Source organism: Streptomyces sp. NPDC002817, assembly GCF_053592055.1.
This window is the reverse complement of sequence record NZ_JBSFUY010000002.1, coordinates 296,765-311,398: the sequence shown is the minus strand read 5'-3', so window position 1 is coordinate 311,398 and position 14,634 is coordinate 296,765. Positions and strand designations below refer to the sequence as shown.

Annotated in this window: 13 protein-coding genes; 8 read left to right on the top strand and 5 right to left on the bottom strand. The window is 71.8% G+C overall.

Annotated elements, in window-relative coordinates; genetic code table 11:
* Positions 1–10: 10 nt before the first annotated feature.
* Together ACWD3I_RS04420 and ACWD3I_RS04415 are read right to left on the bottom strand one after the other, a co-directional pair.
* A complete protein-coding gene (locus ACWD3I_RS04420; protein WP_365394225.1) occupies positions 11–403 on the bottom strand; it encodes a Zn-ribbon domain-containing OB-fold protein in 393 nt (130 codons plus the stop codon).
* Between the two features lie 15 nt (positions 404–418).
* Positions 419–868: a DoxX family protein gene (locus tag ACWD3I_RS04415; RefSeq protein ID WP_365394226.1), complete on the bottom strand. Its 450-nt coding sequence runs from the start codon at positions 866–868 to the stop codon at positions 419–421.
* A 201-nt stretch (positions 869–1,069) separates the two neighbouring features.
* Between ACWD3I_RS04415 and ACWD3I_RS04410 the strand changes: the two genes are divergently transcribed.
* From ACWD3I_RS04410 to ACWD3I_RS04390, 5 genes are all read left to right on the top strand, one after another.
* Positions 1,070–2,692, top strand: a complete 1,623-nt coding sequence (locus tag ACWD3I_RS04410; protein WP_365394227.1) for a subtype B tannase — start codon at positions 1,070–1,072, stop codon at positions 2,690–2,692.
* A gap of 249 nt (positions 2,693–2,941) precedes the next feature.
* Positions 2,942–4,132: a flavin-containing monooxygenase gene (locus tag ACWD3I_RS04405; RefSeq protein ID WP_365394228.1), complete on the top strand. Its 1,191-nt coding sequence runs from the start codon at positions 2,942–2,944 to the stop codon at positions 4,130–4,132.
* Between the two features lie 154 nt (positions 4,133–4,286).
* The gene (locus ACWD3I_RS04400) at positions 4,287–5,810 is read left to right on the top strand and encodes a flavin monoamine oxidase family protein (protein ID WP_451084030.1); all 1,524 of its coding nucleotides are present in this window, start codon (positions 4,287–4,289) and stop codon (positions 5,808–5,810) included.
* A gap of 119 nt (positions 5,811–5,929) precedes the next feature.
* Positions 5,930–8,155, top strand: a complete 2,226-nt coding sequence (locus ACWD3I_RS04395; RefSeq protein WP_365394230.1) for an acetate--CoA ligase family protein — start codon at positions 5,930–5,932, stop codon at positions 8,153–8,155.
* Positions 8,155–8,946, top strand: coding sequence for an enoyl-CoA hydratase/isomerase family protein (locus tag ACWD3I_RS04390; protein ID WP_365394231.1), 792 nt, complete (start codon positions 8,155–8,157; stop codon positions 8,944–8,946). The genes ACWD3I_RS04395 and ACWD3I_RS04390 overlap by 1 nt, the downstream gene beginning before the upstream one ends.
* 1 nt (position 8,947) lies before the next feature.
* Here the strand turns inward: ACWD3I_RS04390 and ACWD3I_RS04385 are convergent, their stop codons facing one another.
* On the bottom strand, positions 8,948–9,883 hold the full coding sequence (locus tag ACWD3I_RS04385) for a hypothetical protein (RefSeq protein ID WP_365394232.1): 936 nt from the start codon (positions 9,881–9,883) through the stop codon (positions 8,948–8,950).
* Positions 9,884–9,965: 82 nt separating this feature from the next.
* Here ACWD3I_RS04385 and ACWD3I_RS04380 point away from each other — a divergent pair, with 82 nt between their 5' ends.
* A complete protein-coding gene (locus tag ACWD3I_RS04380) occupies positions 9,966–10,559 on the top strand; it encodes a flavin reductase family protein (RefSeq protein WP_365394233.1) in 594 nt (197 codons plus the stop codon).
* Positions 10,560–10,581: 22 nt separating this feature from the next.
* Here the strand turns inward: ACWD3I_RS04380 and ACWD3I_RS04375 are convergent, their stop codons facing one another.
* Positions 10,582–11,883: an MFS transporter gene (locus ACWD3I_RS04375; protein WP_365394234.1), complete on the bottom strand. Its 1,302-nt coding sequence runs from the start codon at positions 11,881–11,883 to the stop codon at positions 10,582–10,584.
* Between the two features lie 71 nt (positions 11,884–11,954).
* On the opposite strand from ACWD3I_RS04375, the gene ACWD3I_RS04370 reads away from it, so the two are divergent.
* Entirely contained in the window at positions 11,955–12,959 is a 1,005-nt protein-coding gene (locus ACWD3I_RS04370) for a GlxA family transcriptional regulator (protein WP_365394235.1), read from the top strand.
* Here the strand turns inward: ACWD3I_RS04370 and ACWD3I_RS04365 are convergent.
* On the bottom strand, positions 12,885–14,171 hold the full coding sequence (locus tag ACWD3I_RS04365; RefSeq protein WP_365394236.1) for an MFS transporter: 1,287 nt from the start codon (positions 14,169–14,171) through the stop codon (positions 12,885–12,887). The genes ACWD3I_RS04370 and ACWD3I_RS04365 overlap by 75 nt on opposite strands.
* A 151-nt stretch (positions 14,172–14,322) precedes the next feature.
* Here ACWD3I_RS04365 and ACWD3I_RS04360 point away from each other — a divergent pair, with 151 nt between their 5' ends.
* The gene (locus tag ACWD3I_RS04360) at positions 14,323–14,631 is read left to right on the top strand and encodes a hypothetical protein (protein WP_365394237.1); all 309 of its coding nucleotides are present in this window, start codon (positions 14,323–14,325) and stop codon (positions 14,629–14,631) included.
* The last annotated feature ends 3 nt before the right edge of the window (positions 14,632–14,634 follow it).

The following is a 14,634-nucleotide window of genomic DNA, read 5'->3' as shown; positions in this document are numbered from 1 at the left end:
CCGGAACATCTCATCGTCTCGGCCGGAACACCGGGATTCCCTGCCGGAAATCGACCTCCAGCGCCATGCCGGCCCGCAGCGTCTCCGGCGGGACGTCCACCAGCTCCGTCATCATCCGTGGCCCTTCGGCGAGTTGGACGACCGCGGCGACATAGGGCGTGCGCTCCCCGAAGGGCGGCAGGTCGTTGCGGTGGACGACGGACCAGGTGTAGAGCTCGGCCCGGCCGCTCGCCGGCTCCCATGTCACGTCCTCGCTCCAGCAGTGCGGGCAGAACTCGCGGGGGTAGTGGTGGGTACGTCCGCAGGCCCCGCAGCGGCGTACGAGCAGCCGCCCCGCTTCGGCCGCGTCCCAGTACGTGCGTGTGAATGCGTCGGCCTCCGGCACATCGAAGCGCGCGTCCATCAGGAGCCCCCTCCCTCAGAAAAGCCCCAGCGCCGCGTCCAGCGACCAGCTCTGCCAGGACATCCCGAACAGCGCGACCACCGATATCAGCCCCATCATGGCGTTCTGCCCCTGCTCGGCCCAGTCATGGATCATCAGCGTGAAGTAGAGGAGGTTGAGCAGCAGCCCGCCCACCAGAGCCACCGGTGTCAGCAGGCCGGCCACCAGCCCCAGCCCCACCGCCAACTCCGCGTACACGACGACGTACGCCATCGTCCGCGGCCGTGGCGCGACCACCACCTCGAAGCCCGAACGGACCGCGTTCCAGCGGTGCTTGGCGGCGACGTCCGCGGCCCACGCGATGCCGGTCCCCCGCTCGAACCAGCCCTTCTTGTCCTTGTGCCGCCAGCTCTCCAGCCACCACAGCCCGAGCCCGATCCGCAGCAGGGCCAGCCATTGCGCGCCGGTGAGCCAGATGGAGTCCATGGATCTGACGGTACGTCAGATAAAGCCTCGCAGGGAAGACCGTGTGTTCCGCATGGGAGAAACCTGTGCGGCGCCCTCGAGGCTGTGCGTCCACAATGAATACGACGAGATTGTTGGCAATCTTGTCGGCACTCACCTACGTTCGCAGACGCAAGCAGAATTCACAGCGATCTCGGGATCGTGCGAGCGAGAGGCACCACCGTGAAGCACAGGGCAGTCAAGCGCAGGAGCGTCGTACTGGGCATCGGCGCGACCGCCGGTGTCGCGGCCGTCGGCGGCATCGCCCTGAACGCGCAGGCGTCGGACACCGGCAGCGGCTCGTCCTCCTCGGACACCCTGGTCTTCGACAAGGACGCCTACACGGAGCTGACGACGACCGTCACCGACACGGAGGGCACCGAGCACTCGGTGACCTACCACTTCTGGAAGGCGATCACCTACGTCGCCGAGCCGGTGGACGAGAAGTACCAGAGCCTGATCGTCAGCGTCCCCGTCAAGATCGACGGCAAGACGGTCGACGCCTCGAACGCGCCGATCCTGTTCGCGAACTCCGTCGGCGGATACATGCCCTCCTCCGTGGCGGACGCCACCGGGGTCGGGGCCGGGGGCATGACCGGCGGCGGCATGACCGGCGGCGGCGCACCCAGCGGTGCGCCCAGCGCCTCGGCCTCCACCGGCACCGCCCCCAACGCGAACGAGAACACCAACGCCACCGGCGGTGCCACCGCGAGCAACCAGCTCCTCGCCCTCGCCGCCGGCTACGTCGTCATCGAGCCCGGCGCCCGCGGCCGTACCCTCAAGAACTCCTCCGGCGAGTACTACGGCACCGCCCCCACCGTGATCGTCGACCTCAAGGCGGCGGTCCGGTACATCCGCTTCAACAAGGGCCGCATCCCCGGCAACGTCGACCGGATCGTCTCCGCCGGCACCAGCGCGGGCGGTGCCGTCTCCGCGCTGCTCGGCGCCTCCGGCGACAGCAGGCTCTACGACAAGGACCTCAAGGCGCTCGGCGCCGCCGACACCTCCGACGCGATCTTCGCGACCGGCGCCTGGTGCCCGATCACCGACCTCGAGCACGCCGACGGCGCCTACGAGTGGAACTGGGGCACCAACGAGCTCAGCACCGGCAAGCAGGTCGACCAGACGGTCTCCAAGGAGCTCCAGGCGCAGTTCGCCGAGTACCAGGCGTCCCTGAAGCTCAAGGGCCTGGGCCGCTTCGGCACGCTGACCGCCCGGAACTACGACGAGTACCTGCTCAAGCAGTACATGGAGCCGTCCGCGACGACCTACCTCGCCGCCCTCTCGGCCTCCGACCGTGAGACGTACCTGGCCAAGAACACCTTCATCACCTGGTCCGGCGGCAAGGCGACCTTCTCCTGGGCCGACTTCCTCACCCACGTCGGCGCCCGCAAGAAGACCGTCCCGGCCTTCGACGCCTTCGACCTGTCGGCCGGCGAGAACAACGAGTTCGGCGCGGGCACCACGGAGAGCCGCCACTTCACGGCGTACGGCGCCAAGAACGACTCCACGGGCCTCAGCAGCAAGCGGGTCGCGAGCGACATCCCCGAGAAGCTGAACCAGATGAACCCGATGTACCACCTGGAGCGGAGGAACCCGGGCCGCTCGAAGCACTGGTGGATCCGCCTCGGCACCAATGACACCGACACCTCGCACGTCGTCGCCGCCAACATCGCCGCCGCCGCGAACGGCCTCGGGGACGACGTCAACCACCTCTACTACTGGGACCAGGGCCACGGCGCGAACACCGACCCGGGCGACTTCATCACGTGGATCGCCAAGGTGACGGGCCACAAGAAGCGGTAGCCCCCGGCCGTACGGGCCCCCAAGGACGCGGTGCCGGTTTCCCGTCATAAGTTCCCGGCCACCGCCCACCACGGCGCCGAGCCCTCGCGTATGCGGGCTCGGCGCCGCGGCTTTCCCGCACTCCTCCAGCACAACCGGGTGACGTACGCCACGAGCCCCACCCACTCCTCCTACAGGCGTGATCAATCCGAAACCAATTCCGGTCTTGACCGAGACCCATCAACGGGAACCCTGATTACGCTCGCGCACATGGCCGACTCCGCAGCGCCCTCCGCGCCCTCCACCGCCCGCCCCGTGTACGTCATCGGCGGCGGTCCGGGCGGGCTCGCCGTCGCCCACGCGCTGCGGGCCCAGGGCATACGTGCCGTGGTGCTGGAGAAGTCCGACCGCGTCGGGGCGTCCTGGCGGCGCCACTACGACCGGCTCCACCTGCACACCACCCGCCGCCTCTCGGCGCTCCCGGGGCTCGCGATGCCGCGCCGGTTCGGGCGCTGGGTGTCACGCGACGACGTCGTCCGCTATCTGGAGAAGTACGCCGAGCACCATGAGCTGGAGATCGTCACCGGCGTGGAGGTCTCCCGCGTCGAACGCTCCCCCGACGGCACCGGCTGGCTCCTGCACGCCACCGGCGGCCGCGAGCTGACCGGCGCCGCGGTGGTCGTGGCGACCGGCTACAACCACACGCCGCTGGTGCCGGACTGGCCGGGCCTCACCACCTACCCCGGCGAGGTCGTGCACGCCGCCGACTACCGCAACCCCACGCCCTACGCGGGCCGGGACGTCCTGGTCGTCGGTGTCGGCAACACCGGTGCCGAGATCGCCGTGGACCTGGTGGAGGGCGGGGCCGAGCGCGTCCGGCTGTCCGTGCGCACCGCCCCGCACATCGTCCGCCGCTCGACGGCGGGCTGGGCCGCCCAGTACACGGGGGTGCTCGTACGACGGCTGCCGGTCGGGCTCGTCGACCGGCTCGCCCGGCCCATGGCGAAGCTCAGCGTGCCCGACCTGTCCGAGCACGGCCTGCCCCGCCCCGACACCGGCCTCTACACCCGGGTCCGCGAGGGCGCCATCCCCGTCCAGGACGTCGGCCTCATCGACGCCGTGCGCACGGGCAAGGTCGAGGTCGTGGCCGCCGTCGGCGGCTTCGAGAAGGACGAGGTGCTCCTCGCCGACGGCACCCGCATCACCCCGGACACCGTGATCGCGGCCACCGGATACGCCCGTTCCCTGGAGGACCTCGTCGGCCACCTCGACGTCCTCGACCCGCGGGGGTTGCCGGTGGTCAACGGCGCCCGTAGCCCGAAGGACGCACCGGGTCTCTTCTTCAGCGGCTACGTCACTCCCATCAGCGGCACCTTCCGGGAACTGTCGATCGACGCGGTGAAGATCGCGAAGGCGATCGCCAAGGACGGTGCCCGGCAGGTCTCCGGACTTCCCGTCTGACGCAGGAACCCTCAACTCGCTGACGTACTCCTTTCGTTACTCCTGGGTCAGAAGTGACGAGAGAGCTGTACGGCGCCACCGCATGGGGCCAGAATGTGAGCACTGTTCATGTTCTGGCTCCACTCCAACCTCTCGCACCTGACGGAGGATGCACGTGGCACGCGAAAGACAGCTCTCCCAGATCTCCCAACTCCCCCAGGCCTCCCGGCTCTCCCGCCGCACCCTGCTGGGCGGTGCCGCCGCCACAGCCGGTGCCGCCGCCCTCGCCGGCGCCACGGCCTCGCCCGCCGCCGCGGCCACCCGTGAGGCCGACGTGGTCGTCATAGGCGCCGGGCTCGCCGGCCTCACCGCGGCCCGCGACCTGGTGGCGGCCGGCAAGTCCGTGATCGTCCTGGAGGCCCGCGACCGCGTCGGCGGCCGGGTCGTGAACCTCTCGCTCGCGAACGGCGGGGTCACCGAGGGCGGCGGCGAGTTCATCGGCCCCACCCAGGACCGCATCAAGGCCCTCGCGGACTCCCTCGGCGTGGGAACCTTCGCCACCTACAACACCGGCAAGAACCTCCTCTACAAGGACGGCAAGAAGACCGCGTACGCCACCGACGGTCTCCTCGGCTCGGTCCCGCCCATCGACGCGGCCGGCCTCGCCAACGCCGCGATCGTGCAGGCCACCCTGGACGACCTGGCCAAGCAGATACCGGTCGACGCGCCCTGGACCGCCGCCAAGGCCGACGAGTGGGACCGCCAGACCTTCGAGACCTGGCTGCGCGCCAACGCCGTCATCCCGTCGGCCAAGTTCCTCTTCGACGTGGCCTGCACCTCGATCTTCTCGGCCGAACCCCGCGAACTCTCCTTCCTGTTCGTGCTCTTCTACATCGCCGCCGCCGGCAACGAGACCAACGTCGGCACCCTGGAACGCCTCACCGAGACCGCGAACGGCGCCCAGGAGCTGCGCTTCGTCGGCGGCTCCCAGCTGGTGCCGATCAAGCTCGCCGCCACCCTCGGCGACCGGGTGGTGCTGAACGCCCCGGTGCGCACCATCGCCAAGTCCGGCGGCAAGTACGTCGTGACGGCCGACGGCACCACCGTCACCGCCAAGAAGGTCGTCGTCGCCGTGCCCCCGCCGATCGCCGCCCGCATCACCTACGACCCGCTGCTCCCGGCCTCCCGCGACCAGCTCACCCAGCGGCTGCCGATGGCCTCGGTCGGCAAGGCCATCGCGATCTACGACACCCCCTTCTGGCGTGCCGACGGCCTCAACGGCCAGGTCGTCAGCGACACCGGGGTGATCAGCTCCACCTTCGACAACTCCCCGCCCGACGCCTCCTACGGCGCCCTGATGGGCTTCATCGAGGCCGACGAGGCCCGCAAGTACGACGCGGCGAGCGAGGCGGAGGTCAAGGCGGCCGTCCTGAAGGACTACACGACCTACTTCGGCGCGAAAGCGGCCTCCCCCACCTCCTTCGTCCTGCAACGCTGGAACAACGAGACCTACACCCGCGGCGGCCCCGTCTCCATCGCCGCCCCGGGCGTCCTGACCCAGTACGGCCCCTCCCTGCGCACTCCCGTCGGCGGCATCCACTGGGCCGGCACGGAGACCTCCATCCACTGGATGGGGTTCATGGACGGCGCGGTGCGGTCGGGCGAGCGGGTGGCGAAGGAGGTGCTGGCGGTGCTGTGAGCGATGCCGTCGGCGCGCTCTGCCCAACTTTGTGTGCACAGCCATTCCTGACACAGCGTCAGTTCCTTTAATCTGACACTGCGTCAGTTAATCGCTGTCACACAGGAGCGGGCGGACCGATGCTTGGATCAACCCACGGCACCCTCACCACCGACTCCCGCCGGGCCCGGGTCATCGCTTGCGGCGAGCAACCCGGGCCCGCCGTCCACGGCAGGCCGGCCGACGTCGACGACCTCGACGTCAGCGGTCGGCCGCTGTACTGCGACGTCCCCGATCTGGACCGGTTCTTCCGGCCGGAGTCGGTCGCCGTGATCGGCGCCTCCGACGCCGAGGGGCGCCCGAACACCGGTGTCACCCGGCAGTTGGTGGCCTGGTCCGAGCGGGTCGGAGCCCGGCTGCACCCGGTGCATCCCACTCGCCCGTCCGTCTTCGGCATCCCCTGCTCCCCTTCCGTCGCCGACCTGCCCGAGCAGGTCGATCTCGCCGTGCTGCTGGTCGCCGACCCCCTTCCCGTGGTCGAGGAACTGGCCGAGGCCAAGGTGAAGTTCGCGGTCGTCTTCGCCTCCGGGTTCGCGGAGACCGGCGAGGAGGGCGCCGCCGCCCAGACCCGGCTCTCCGCGGCCGTGCGACGGTCGGGGATACGGCTGCTCGGGCCCAACACCAACCTCAACGCCTTCGAGCGGTTCCGCGACGACCTCGACGGACCGGCGATCGCCCTCATCACCCAGTCCGGACACCAGGGCCGCCCCGTCTTCGCCCTCCAGGAACTCGGCATCCGCCTCTCCCACTGGGCGCCGACCGGCAACGAGGCCGACCTGGAGACCGCCGACTTCCTCTCCTACTTCGCCGAGCGGCCCGAGGTGGGCGCGATCGCCTGCTACGTCGAGGGGCTGAAGGACGGCCGCTCCTTCCTGCTCGCCGCCGACCGGGCCGCCCGCCGCAAGGTGCCGGTGGTCGCGGTCAAGGTGGGCCGCACCGAGACCGGCGCCCGCACGGCCGCCTCCCACACCGGCAAGCTGACCGGCGCGGACGCGGTGGTGGACGCGGCGATGCGGCAGTACGGGGTGATCCGGGTCGACGGTCTCGACGAACTGCAGGACACCGCCGCCCTGTTGGCCCGCGCCCGCCCGCCGCACGCCGAGGGGGTCGTCGTCTACTCGATCTCGGGCGGCACGGGCGCGCACTTCGCCGACCTGGCGACGGAGGCGGGGCTGAAGCTGCCCACGCTCTCGGACACCAAGCAGACCGAGCTGCACCAGTGGATACCCGAGTACCTGAACGTGGCCAACCCCGTGGACAACGGCGGCCATCCCGTCGGCGACTGGCGCGGCCGGAAGATCATCGACGCGATCCTCGACGACCCGGCGGTCGGGGTGCTGATCTGCCCGGTCACCGGCCCCTTCCCGCCCCTGAGCGACAAGCTCGTCCAGGACCTGGTGGACGCGGCCGAGCGGACGGACAAGCTGGTCTGCGTGGTGTGGGGCTCGCCGGTCGGCACCGAGCCGGCCTACCGCGAGGTCCTCCTCGGCTCCTCCCGGGTGGCCACCTTCCGCACGGTCGGGAACTGCATCACCGCGGTCCGCGCCTACCTCGACCACCACCGCTTCGTCGCCGCCTACCGCTCCCCCCTCGACGAGGCCCCGCGCACCACGTCCCCGTCCTTCCGCAAGGCACAGGCGCTGATGCGCCCAGGTCAGCAGCTGAGCGAGCACGCGGCGAAGCAACTGCTGCGGGCGTACGGCATCCGCGTACCGCGCGAGCAGTTGGTGACCAGCGCGGCGGCGGCCGTACGGGCGGCGGGCCAGGTGGGCTACCCGGTGGTGATGAAGGCGTCCGGCGCGCAGATCGCCCACAAGACCGAGCTCGGCCTGGTGAAGATCGAGCTCACGTCCGCCAGCCAGGTCCGGGACGCCTACCGGGAGTTGACCGACATCGCCCGCTACGAGGGCGTCTCCCTGGACGGCGTCCTGGTCTGCCAGATGGTCGAGCGGGGTGTCGAGATGGTCGTCGGCGTCACCCACGACGACCTCTTCGGACCGACCGTCACGGTCGGGCTCGGCGGGGTGCTGGTCGAGGTCCTGCGCGACACCGCCGTGCGCGTACCGCCCTTCGGGGAGGAACAGGCACAGGACATGTGCGGTGAGCTGCGCGGGCGGGCCCTGCTGGACGGGGTCCGGGGGCGCCCCCCGGCGGACCTCGACGCGCTCGTCGAGGTCATCCTGCGGGTGCAGCGCATGGCACTGGAACTCGGGGACGAGCTGGCCGAACTGGACATCAACCCGCTGATGGTGCTGCCCCGTGGGCAGGGTGCCGTGGCGCTCGACGCGCTGGCGGTGTGCCGCTGATGCCGCCGGCAGGGGTGCGGCAGGAGACGCGTGACCACGTCTCGCACATCACACTGGACCGGCCCGAGGCCCTCAACGCCCTCACCCCCGAACAGCGGGACCACGTCATCCGGTTGCTCGGCGACGCCTCCGGCGACCCGGAGGTGCGGGCCGTGGTGCTGACCGGCACGGGGCGGGGGTTCTGTGCGGGCGCGGATCTGCGAGGGGCGCCCGCGGGTGGCGACCGTGTCGCCGGTGACGTCGCCCGCACGATCCGGCTCGGCGCCCAGCGGCTGATCGCGGCCGTCCTCGACTGCGAGAAGCCCGTGATCGCCGCGGTGAACGGGACGGCGGCGGGTATCGGCGCGCACCTCGCGTTCGCCTGCGACCTCGTCCTCGCGGCCGAATCGGCCCGGTTCATCGAGGTGTTCGTGCGCCGGGGACTCGTACCGGACGGAGGCGGGGCGTATCTGCTGACCCGGCTGATCGGCCCGCAGCGCGCCAAGGAGCTGATGTTCTTCGGCGACGCGCTGAGCGCCGCCGACGCCGAACGCCTCGGCCTGGTCAACCGGGCCGTGCCGGACGGGGAGCTGGACAAGACGGCCCGCGAATGGGCGGCCCGACTCGCCGCCGGGCCGACCCGCGCCCTGGTCCTCACCAAGCAGCTCGTCAACGCCTCCCTCGACAGCGACCGCGCCACCGCGTTCGCCGCGGAGGCGGCCGCACAGGAGATCAACATGACGACCGAGGACGCCCAGGAGGGGGTGGCTAGCTTCGTGGAGCGGCGGAGCGCGGAGTTCCGGGGCCGGTGACTCAGTCCCGCGTGAGGATCCGCAGGGCCCCCGCGTCCGGGTCGCCGAACAGGACGAACAGTTCGGGCTCGCGCCCGGTGCCGCCGATCGTCCAGAGCGTCGGCGTCCCGCATCCACCGTCGATGCGCAGTCCGACGCCGTCACGGTCCGCGTCCTTGTCCCCCCGCACGAGTTCCCAGGCGCCGGTGCCCGCGCACACGGTGTAGGGCGGGTCGGCGAACCAGTCGTCGTTCTCCGACACGGTGGGCAGCGCGGTGAGTTCGGCCCGGCCGCCGGGGTGCAGCCGCAGGACCGATCCGTCCTCGCCACGCCATACGCCGGCGAGCTGCCCGGCGGACAGCTCCGGGGGCTCGTACTCCTTGACGATCCCGGTCTCGGTGGCCAGTACGGCGCCTCCGAAGACGACCATGAACAGCACGAAGGAAACGCCCGCCGACAGGATCCAGGTCCCCGCACACCCCCATGCCCGCTCGCGGGACCGGTCGCTGCGCCTGAAGTACGCCACACCGAGCACCGGGAGGATCCCGAGAGCCGCGAGGACGGCGGCCGTGGCGGCGAACGGCAGGCCGCCCGGCACGGCGACAACGCCTGCCCAGACCACCCCGAGCAGCGCCGCCCACGCCAGATGCCACACCCACTCGGGTCCGCGGACGCGGCGGACGGTGTACCGGGCGAGCACGGCGGCGGGCAGGGTCTGCGCGCACGCGTGCAGCAGCCCCAGGAACGGCATCCACAGCGGTGCGAGGAGGAACAGGCAGACCAGCCCGAACGCGGAGCCCGATCCGCCGTAGTCGTCGCCCGTCGTGACGCCGACGTACCCGATCAGAAGGGCCGCCGGCAGCTGTGCCGCCCCCACCGCCGCGGCCGCATTGACCGCGACCGGGTCCCCGGCCCGCCGGGCCCGCCCGAGCTCCCGCCGTATGTCTCCCCACCCCATGCGCGCAGCGTACGCAGTGGCCTTCCCCGCCTTCGCGCACCCCTTCCTATCTGACGCACCGTCAGCTTCAATGGGAGGTGTGATGGGACAAGCAGGTATGGCCGAGGCCGCCGTCCGCTATCTCCGGTCGGCCGGCGCGGCGCCCGTGGAGGCGTTGCCGCGGCCCGAGCTGCGCTGTGTCCGCGAGGGCGAGCGTGCGCCGGTCGGACCGACCGAGTTCCGGCGGGTGCTCGGGAGCTTCGCGTCCGGCGTGGCCGTCGTCACCTCACCCGCCGCCGAGGGCGAGAACGGCCCGGCCGGCTTCGCCTGCCAGTCCTTCGCCGCCCTGTCCCTCGACCCGCCCCTCGTCGCCTTCATGGTCGGCCGTACGTCGACGACCTGGCCCCGCATCGCCCGCGCCGGGGTCTTCTGCGTCAACGTCCTCGCGGCCCACCAGGGCGAGTTGTGCCGTGGGTTCGCGGTGAGCGGTGCGGACAAGTTCGCGGACGTCGCCTTCGACGCGGCGCCGGCGTCCGGCTCACCGCGCCTGGCGGACACGCTCGCGTGGATCGACTGCACGATCCACGCGGTGCACACGGGCGGCGACCACCTCATCGTGGTGGGGCGGGTGGACGCGCTGGGGACGGGCGACGAGGACCGGGCACCCCTGCTGTTCCACAAGGGGCGGTTCGTCTAGGACCTGACCCGCCGGACAGGCCCTAGGCCACGGCCGGGACCGGCGCGGTCGGCCTCCGCCGGATCACCAGCGCCATCAGGGCCGCCGCCGCGCACAGCGCCCCGGACGCGTACCAGATCATGTCGTACTCACCGAAGACGTCCCGCACCACACCCCCGACGAAGGCCACGAGCGCCGCCCCGACCTGGTGCGAGGCGAGGACCCAGCCGAAGACGATCGCGCTGTCGTCGCCGTAGTGCTCGCGGCACAGGGCGACGGTGGGCGGGACGGTGGCGACCCAGTCGAGGCCGTAGAAGACGATGAAGAAGAGCATCGGCGGGTGGACGCTCGGCCCGAGCAGCATGGGGAGGAACAGCAGCGAGATGCCGCGCAGGGCGTAGTACACCGCGAGCAGCCGGCGGACGTCGAAGCGGTCGGTGAACCAGCCCGAGGCGATGGTGCCGACCACGTCGAACACCCCGATGACCGCGAGCAGCGAGGCCGCCGCCGTGATGGGCATGCCGTGGTCGTGGGCGGCGGGCACGAAGTGGGTCTGGATCAGGCCGTTGGTGGAGGCGCCGCAGATCGCGAAGGTGCCGGCGAGCAGCCAGAACGGGCCGGTGCGGGCGGCCTTGAAGAGCACGGTGACCGCGCGGCGGGCGGCGCCGGGCACGGGCTCCGGCTTGGGCACGAACTCCTTCGCGCCGTACGGCTTCAGACCCACGTCGGCCGGGTGGTCGCGCAGCAGCAGCCAGACGAAGGGGACGACCGCGAGGGCGGCCAGGGCCACGGTGACGGCCGCCGGGCGCCAGTCGTGCTTCTCGACCATCCAGGACAGCACGGGCAGGAAGATCAGCTGGCCGGAGGCGGAGGCGGCGGTCAGGATGCCGGTGACCAGGCCGCGCCGCTCGGTGAACCAGCGGTTGGTGACCGTCGCCGCGAACGCCAGCGCCATCGAGCCGGAGCCCAGACCGACCAGCAGGCCCCAGCACAGCAGCAGCTGCCAGGCCGCCGTCATCCACACCGTCAGCCCCGAGCCGGCCGCGATCACGGTCAGCGCCACGGCGACGACCCGGCGGATGCCGTAGCGGTCCATCAGCGCGGCCGCGAAGGGGGCGGTGAGCCCGTACAACGCGAGGTTGATCGAGACGGCCGCGCCGATCGTGCCGCGTGACCAGCCGAAGTCCTCGTGCAAGGGGTCGATGAGCAGTCCGGGCAGCGAGCGGAAGGCGGCCGCGCCGATGATCGTCACGAACGTGACGGCGGCGACGAACCAGGCGCGGTGGATGGGGGTGCGCTTCTTTCCCGTGCGGGGCGCCTCAACGGCTTCGGTTGTCTGGGTCACGACATAGAGCTTCCGGCCTGGCCGCCCGCGGATCCACTGGCCCGAGGGACAGCATTCGTTAGGATCGGGCCATGGCCGCGTCCGAGGAACCGATCCGCCCGCACCGCGTCGCCGTCCTCGCCATGGACGGCCTGCTCCCCTTCGAGCTGGGCATCCCGCACCGCATCTTCGACCGCCCCAAGGACCCCCTGCGGCGGCCTCTGTACGAGGTCGTCACCTGCTCGATCCGGCCGCCGGGACCGGTCCGCACGGACTCCGACTTCGACGTCATGGTCGCCAACGGCCCGGAGACCCTGGCCACCGCCGACACCGTGATCGTCCCGGCGTCCTACGAGTTCGGCCCGGTCTACGAGGACGGTGTCCTCACCCCCGAGCTGGCCGCCGCCCTCGCGCACATCCGGCCCGGCACCCGGCTCGCCTCCATCTGCACCGGCGTCTACGTCCTCGCCGCCGCGGGCTACCTCGACGGCCGCCCCGCCACCACGCACTGGGCCGACGCCGAGCGCCTCCAACGGCTCTTCCCGCGGATCAAGGTCGACCCGAACGTCCTGTACGTCGACGACGGCGACGTCCTCACCTCCGCGGGCGTCGCCGCCGGCATCGACCTGTGCCTGCACATGCTCCGCCGCGACCACGGCAGCGCCGTCGCCAACGCGGTGGCCCGGCGCACGGTCGTACCGCCGCACCGCGAGGGCGGCCAGGCCCAGTACATCCGGCGCCCCGTACCGGAGCCCCAGCTGGCCACCACGACCACCGCCCGCGCCTGGGCGCTGGGCCGCCTCCACGAGCCGATCCAGCTGCGGGACATGGCCGAACAGGAGTCGATGTCCGTACGGACCTTCACGCGCCGCTTCCGCGAAGAGGTCGGCATCAGCCCCGGACAGTGGCTCACCCAGCAGCGGGTGGAGCACGCCCGGCACCTGCTGGAGTCCACCGACCTCTCCGTCGACCAGATCGCCCGCGACGCCGGCTTCGGCACGGCCCAGTCGATGCGCCAGCACCTACAGACGGCGCTCGGCGTCACCCCCACCAGCTATCGGCGCACCTTCCGCACGGGGAGCGGGATCAACGGGTAGGTCCGCGGCGGGGCCTGAGCCATCGCGGACGGCGTCGACGGACAGGTCGGCGGCGGCCCCCTCCCGCCGTACCTCTCCCCACCACCCGAGCGCCGTCAGCAGCAACGTCAGCGCCACGCCCGCCAGGATGGCCGTGGACGGTGTCACCACCTGGAGCAGCCCACCGGCGAGGGACCCGGTCGCCGCGTACCCCGCGCCCGCGGCCGCGTACATCACGGAGTACCCCGCGGCCAGCGCGCCCGGCGGCACCGCCTCCCGCAGGGACAGGTTGCGGGTGATCAGCGCACCCGACTGGAGCGTGCCCGCCAGGACGAGGGCGACCGCGATCCCGGCCGCCCCCGGTATCAGCGCGGCCAGGCTCACGAAGACCGACATCCCGCACATCAGCGCCGCACTGCGCCCCCGGAGCCGCCCCGGCCACGACCGCAGCCCGTACACGAACGCCCCGAGCCCCGCGCCGACCGCCAGCCCCGCAAGCATCGGCCCGGACCAGCCGACCCCGATGCCGCGCTGTTCCAACAAGGCGGGCAACGTCAGTTCCGCCAGACCGAGCAGCGTGAGACTCGCCGCGCCCGTGACATACACCGGCCAGGCGCGCAGCAGGACTCTGATCCGGCCCGGCTCCCCGCCCCGCTCGCCCGTGTCCCAACCGGCCGGCAGCCACCGGTGCCCCACGATCGACAGCGCCATCGACGCGGCCCCGAGCAGCAGCGGGAGACGCGGCGCGACCCCGAGGGCGAGCCCCGCGACCGCGACCGGGGAGACGGCCCACACCCCGGACATCAGCATCGACTCGGCGGACAGCGCCTGTGCCACGGACCGCTCCGGGATCAGCGAGGTCAGCAGCGCCCGCTGCCCTCCGGCGGCCGCGGCCGGAGCCGCCCCGGCCAGGAACGCGAACACCCCGAGCACCACGGGATGCGACCCGGCCAGCACCCCGAGCCCCGCGAACCCGGCCGCCCCGCCCGCGAGTCCGAGCACCAGATGCCGACGGCCCCGAGCCGGGTCCATCCGCATCCCGAGCACCGGCGCCCCCACGATCTCGCCGATCACATACGCCGCCGCGAGCGCCGCCCCCAGCGTGTAGCCACCGGGCCGCTCGCGCACCAGGAAGACCAGCGCCAACGGGGCCATGGCAACCGGCATACGGGCGGCGACGGCAGTGCAGGCCCAGATGAGGGCCTGTTTGGTGGCGACGTCTCGGTAGGTCATGAGTCGACGCTACGACCCGGCACCGACAGCACCCCAGGAGTTTTCCGGCACCTGTGGAAAACCCCTGGCATGTCCACAGCGCCGGGCAATGCGCCCGGCCCTCACGGCACATGGGACTCTGCGTCAGCAGACGAACCCAGTGGGAGCACCCGTGACACTCGAGGAACTGATCAACCAGCTGGCCGAGACCGATGACGGCCTGACCGTCTTCGCCGCCGAGCCCTGGACAGCGCGGAGCGACGCGATGGCCGTACCCAACCGGGACGGTTCGAGCCGACCGGACGCGGAGGGCCGCACCTACCTCCTGGAAACCGTCCTGATCCGCGACGTCCTGGAGACCTGGAGCGCGCACCGTGACGGAGCCGTTCCCTCCCCTCGAGAGGCATGCGAGGCAGTCATCCACTACGCCGAGTACGACACCTACCCGTACCCGGAGGAAGACCTGCCCCGCTCGCCGTGACCA

Bases quoted from the DNA above. Each gene is read 5' to 3' on its own strand.
- ACWD3I_RS04420 (WP_365394225.1), bottom strand. From the start codon at position 403: ATGGACGCGCGCTTCGATGTGCCGGAGGCCGACGCATTCACACGCACG.
- ACWD3I_RS04415 (WP_365394226.1), bottom strand. From the start codon at position 868: ATGGACTCCATCTGGCTCACCGGCGCGCAATGGCTGGCCCTGCTGCGG.
- ACWD3I_RS04380 (WP_365394233.1), top strand. From the start codon at position 9,966: ATGGGACAAGCAGGTATGGCCGAGGCCGCCGTCCGCTATCTCCGGTCG.
- ACWD3I_RS04395 (WP_365394230.1), top strand. From the start codon at position 5,930: ATGCTTGGATCAACCCACGGCACCCTCACCACCGACTCCCGCCGGGCC.
- ACWD3I_RS04405 (WP_365394228.1), top strand. From the start codon at position 2,942: ATGGCCGACTCCGCAGCGCCCTCCGCGCCCTCCACCGCCCGCCCCGTG.
- ACWD3I_RS04385 (WP_365394232.1), bottom strand. From the start codon at position 9,883: ATGGGGTGGGGAGACATACGGCGGGAGCTCGGGCGGGCCCGGCGGGCC.
- ACWD3I_RS04365 (WP_365394236.1), bottom strand. From the start codon at position 14,171: ATGACCTACCGAGACGTCGCCACCAAACAGGCCCTCATCTGGGCCTGC.
- ACWD3I_RS04370 (WP_365394235.1), top strand. From the start codon at position 11,955: ATGGCCGCGTCCGAGGAACCGATCCGCCCGCACCGCGTCGCCGTCCTC.
- ACWD3I_RS04390 (WP_365394231.1), top strand. From the start codon at position 8,155: ATGCCGCCGGCAGGGGTGCGGCAGGAGACGCGTGACCACGTCTCGCAC.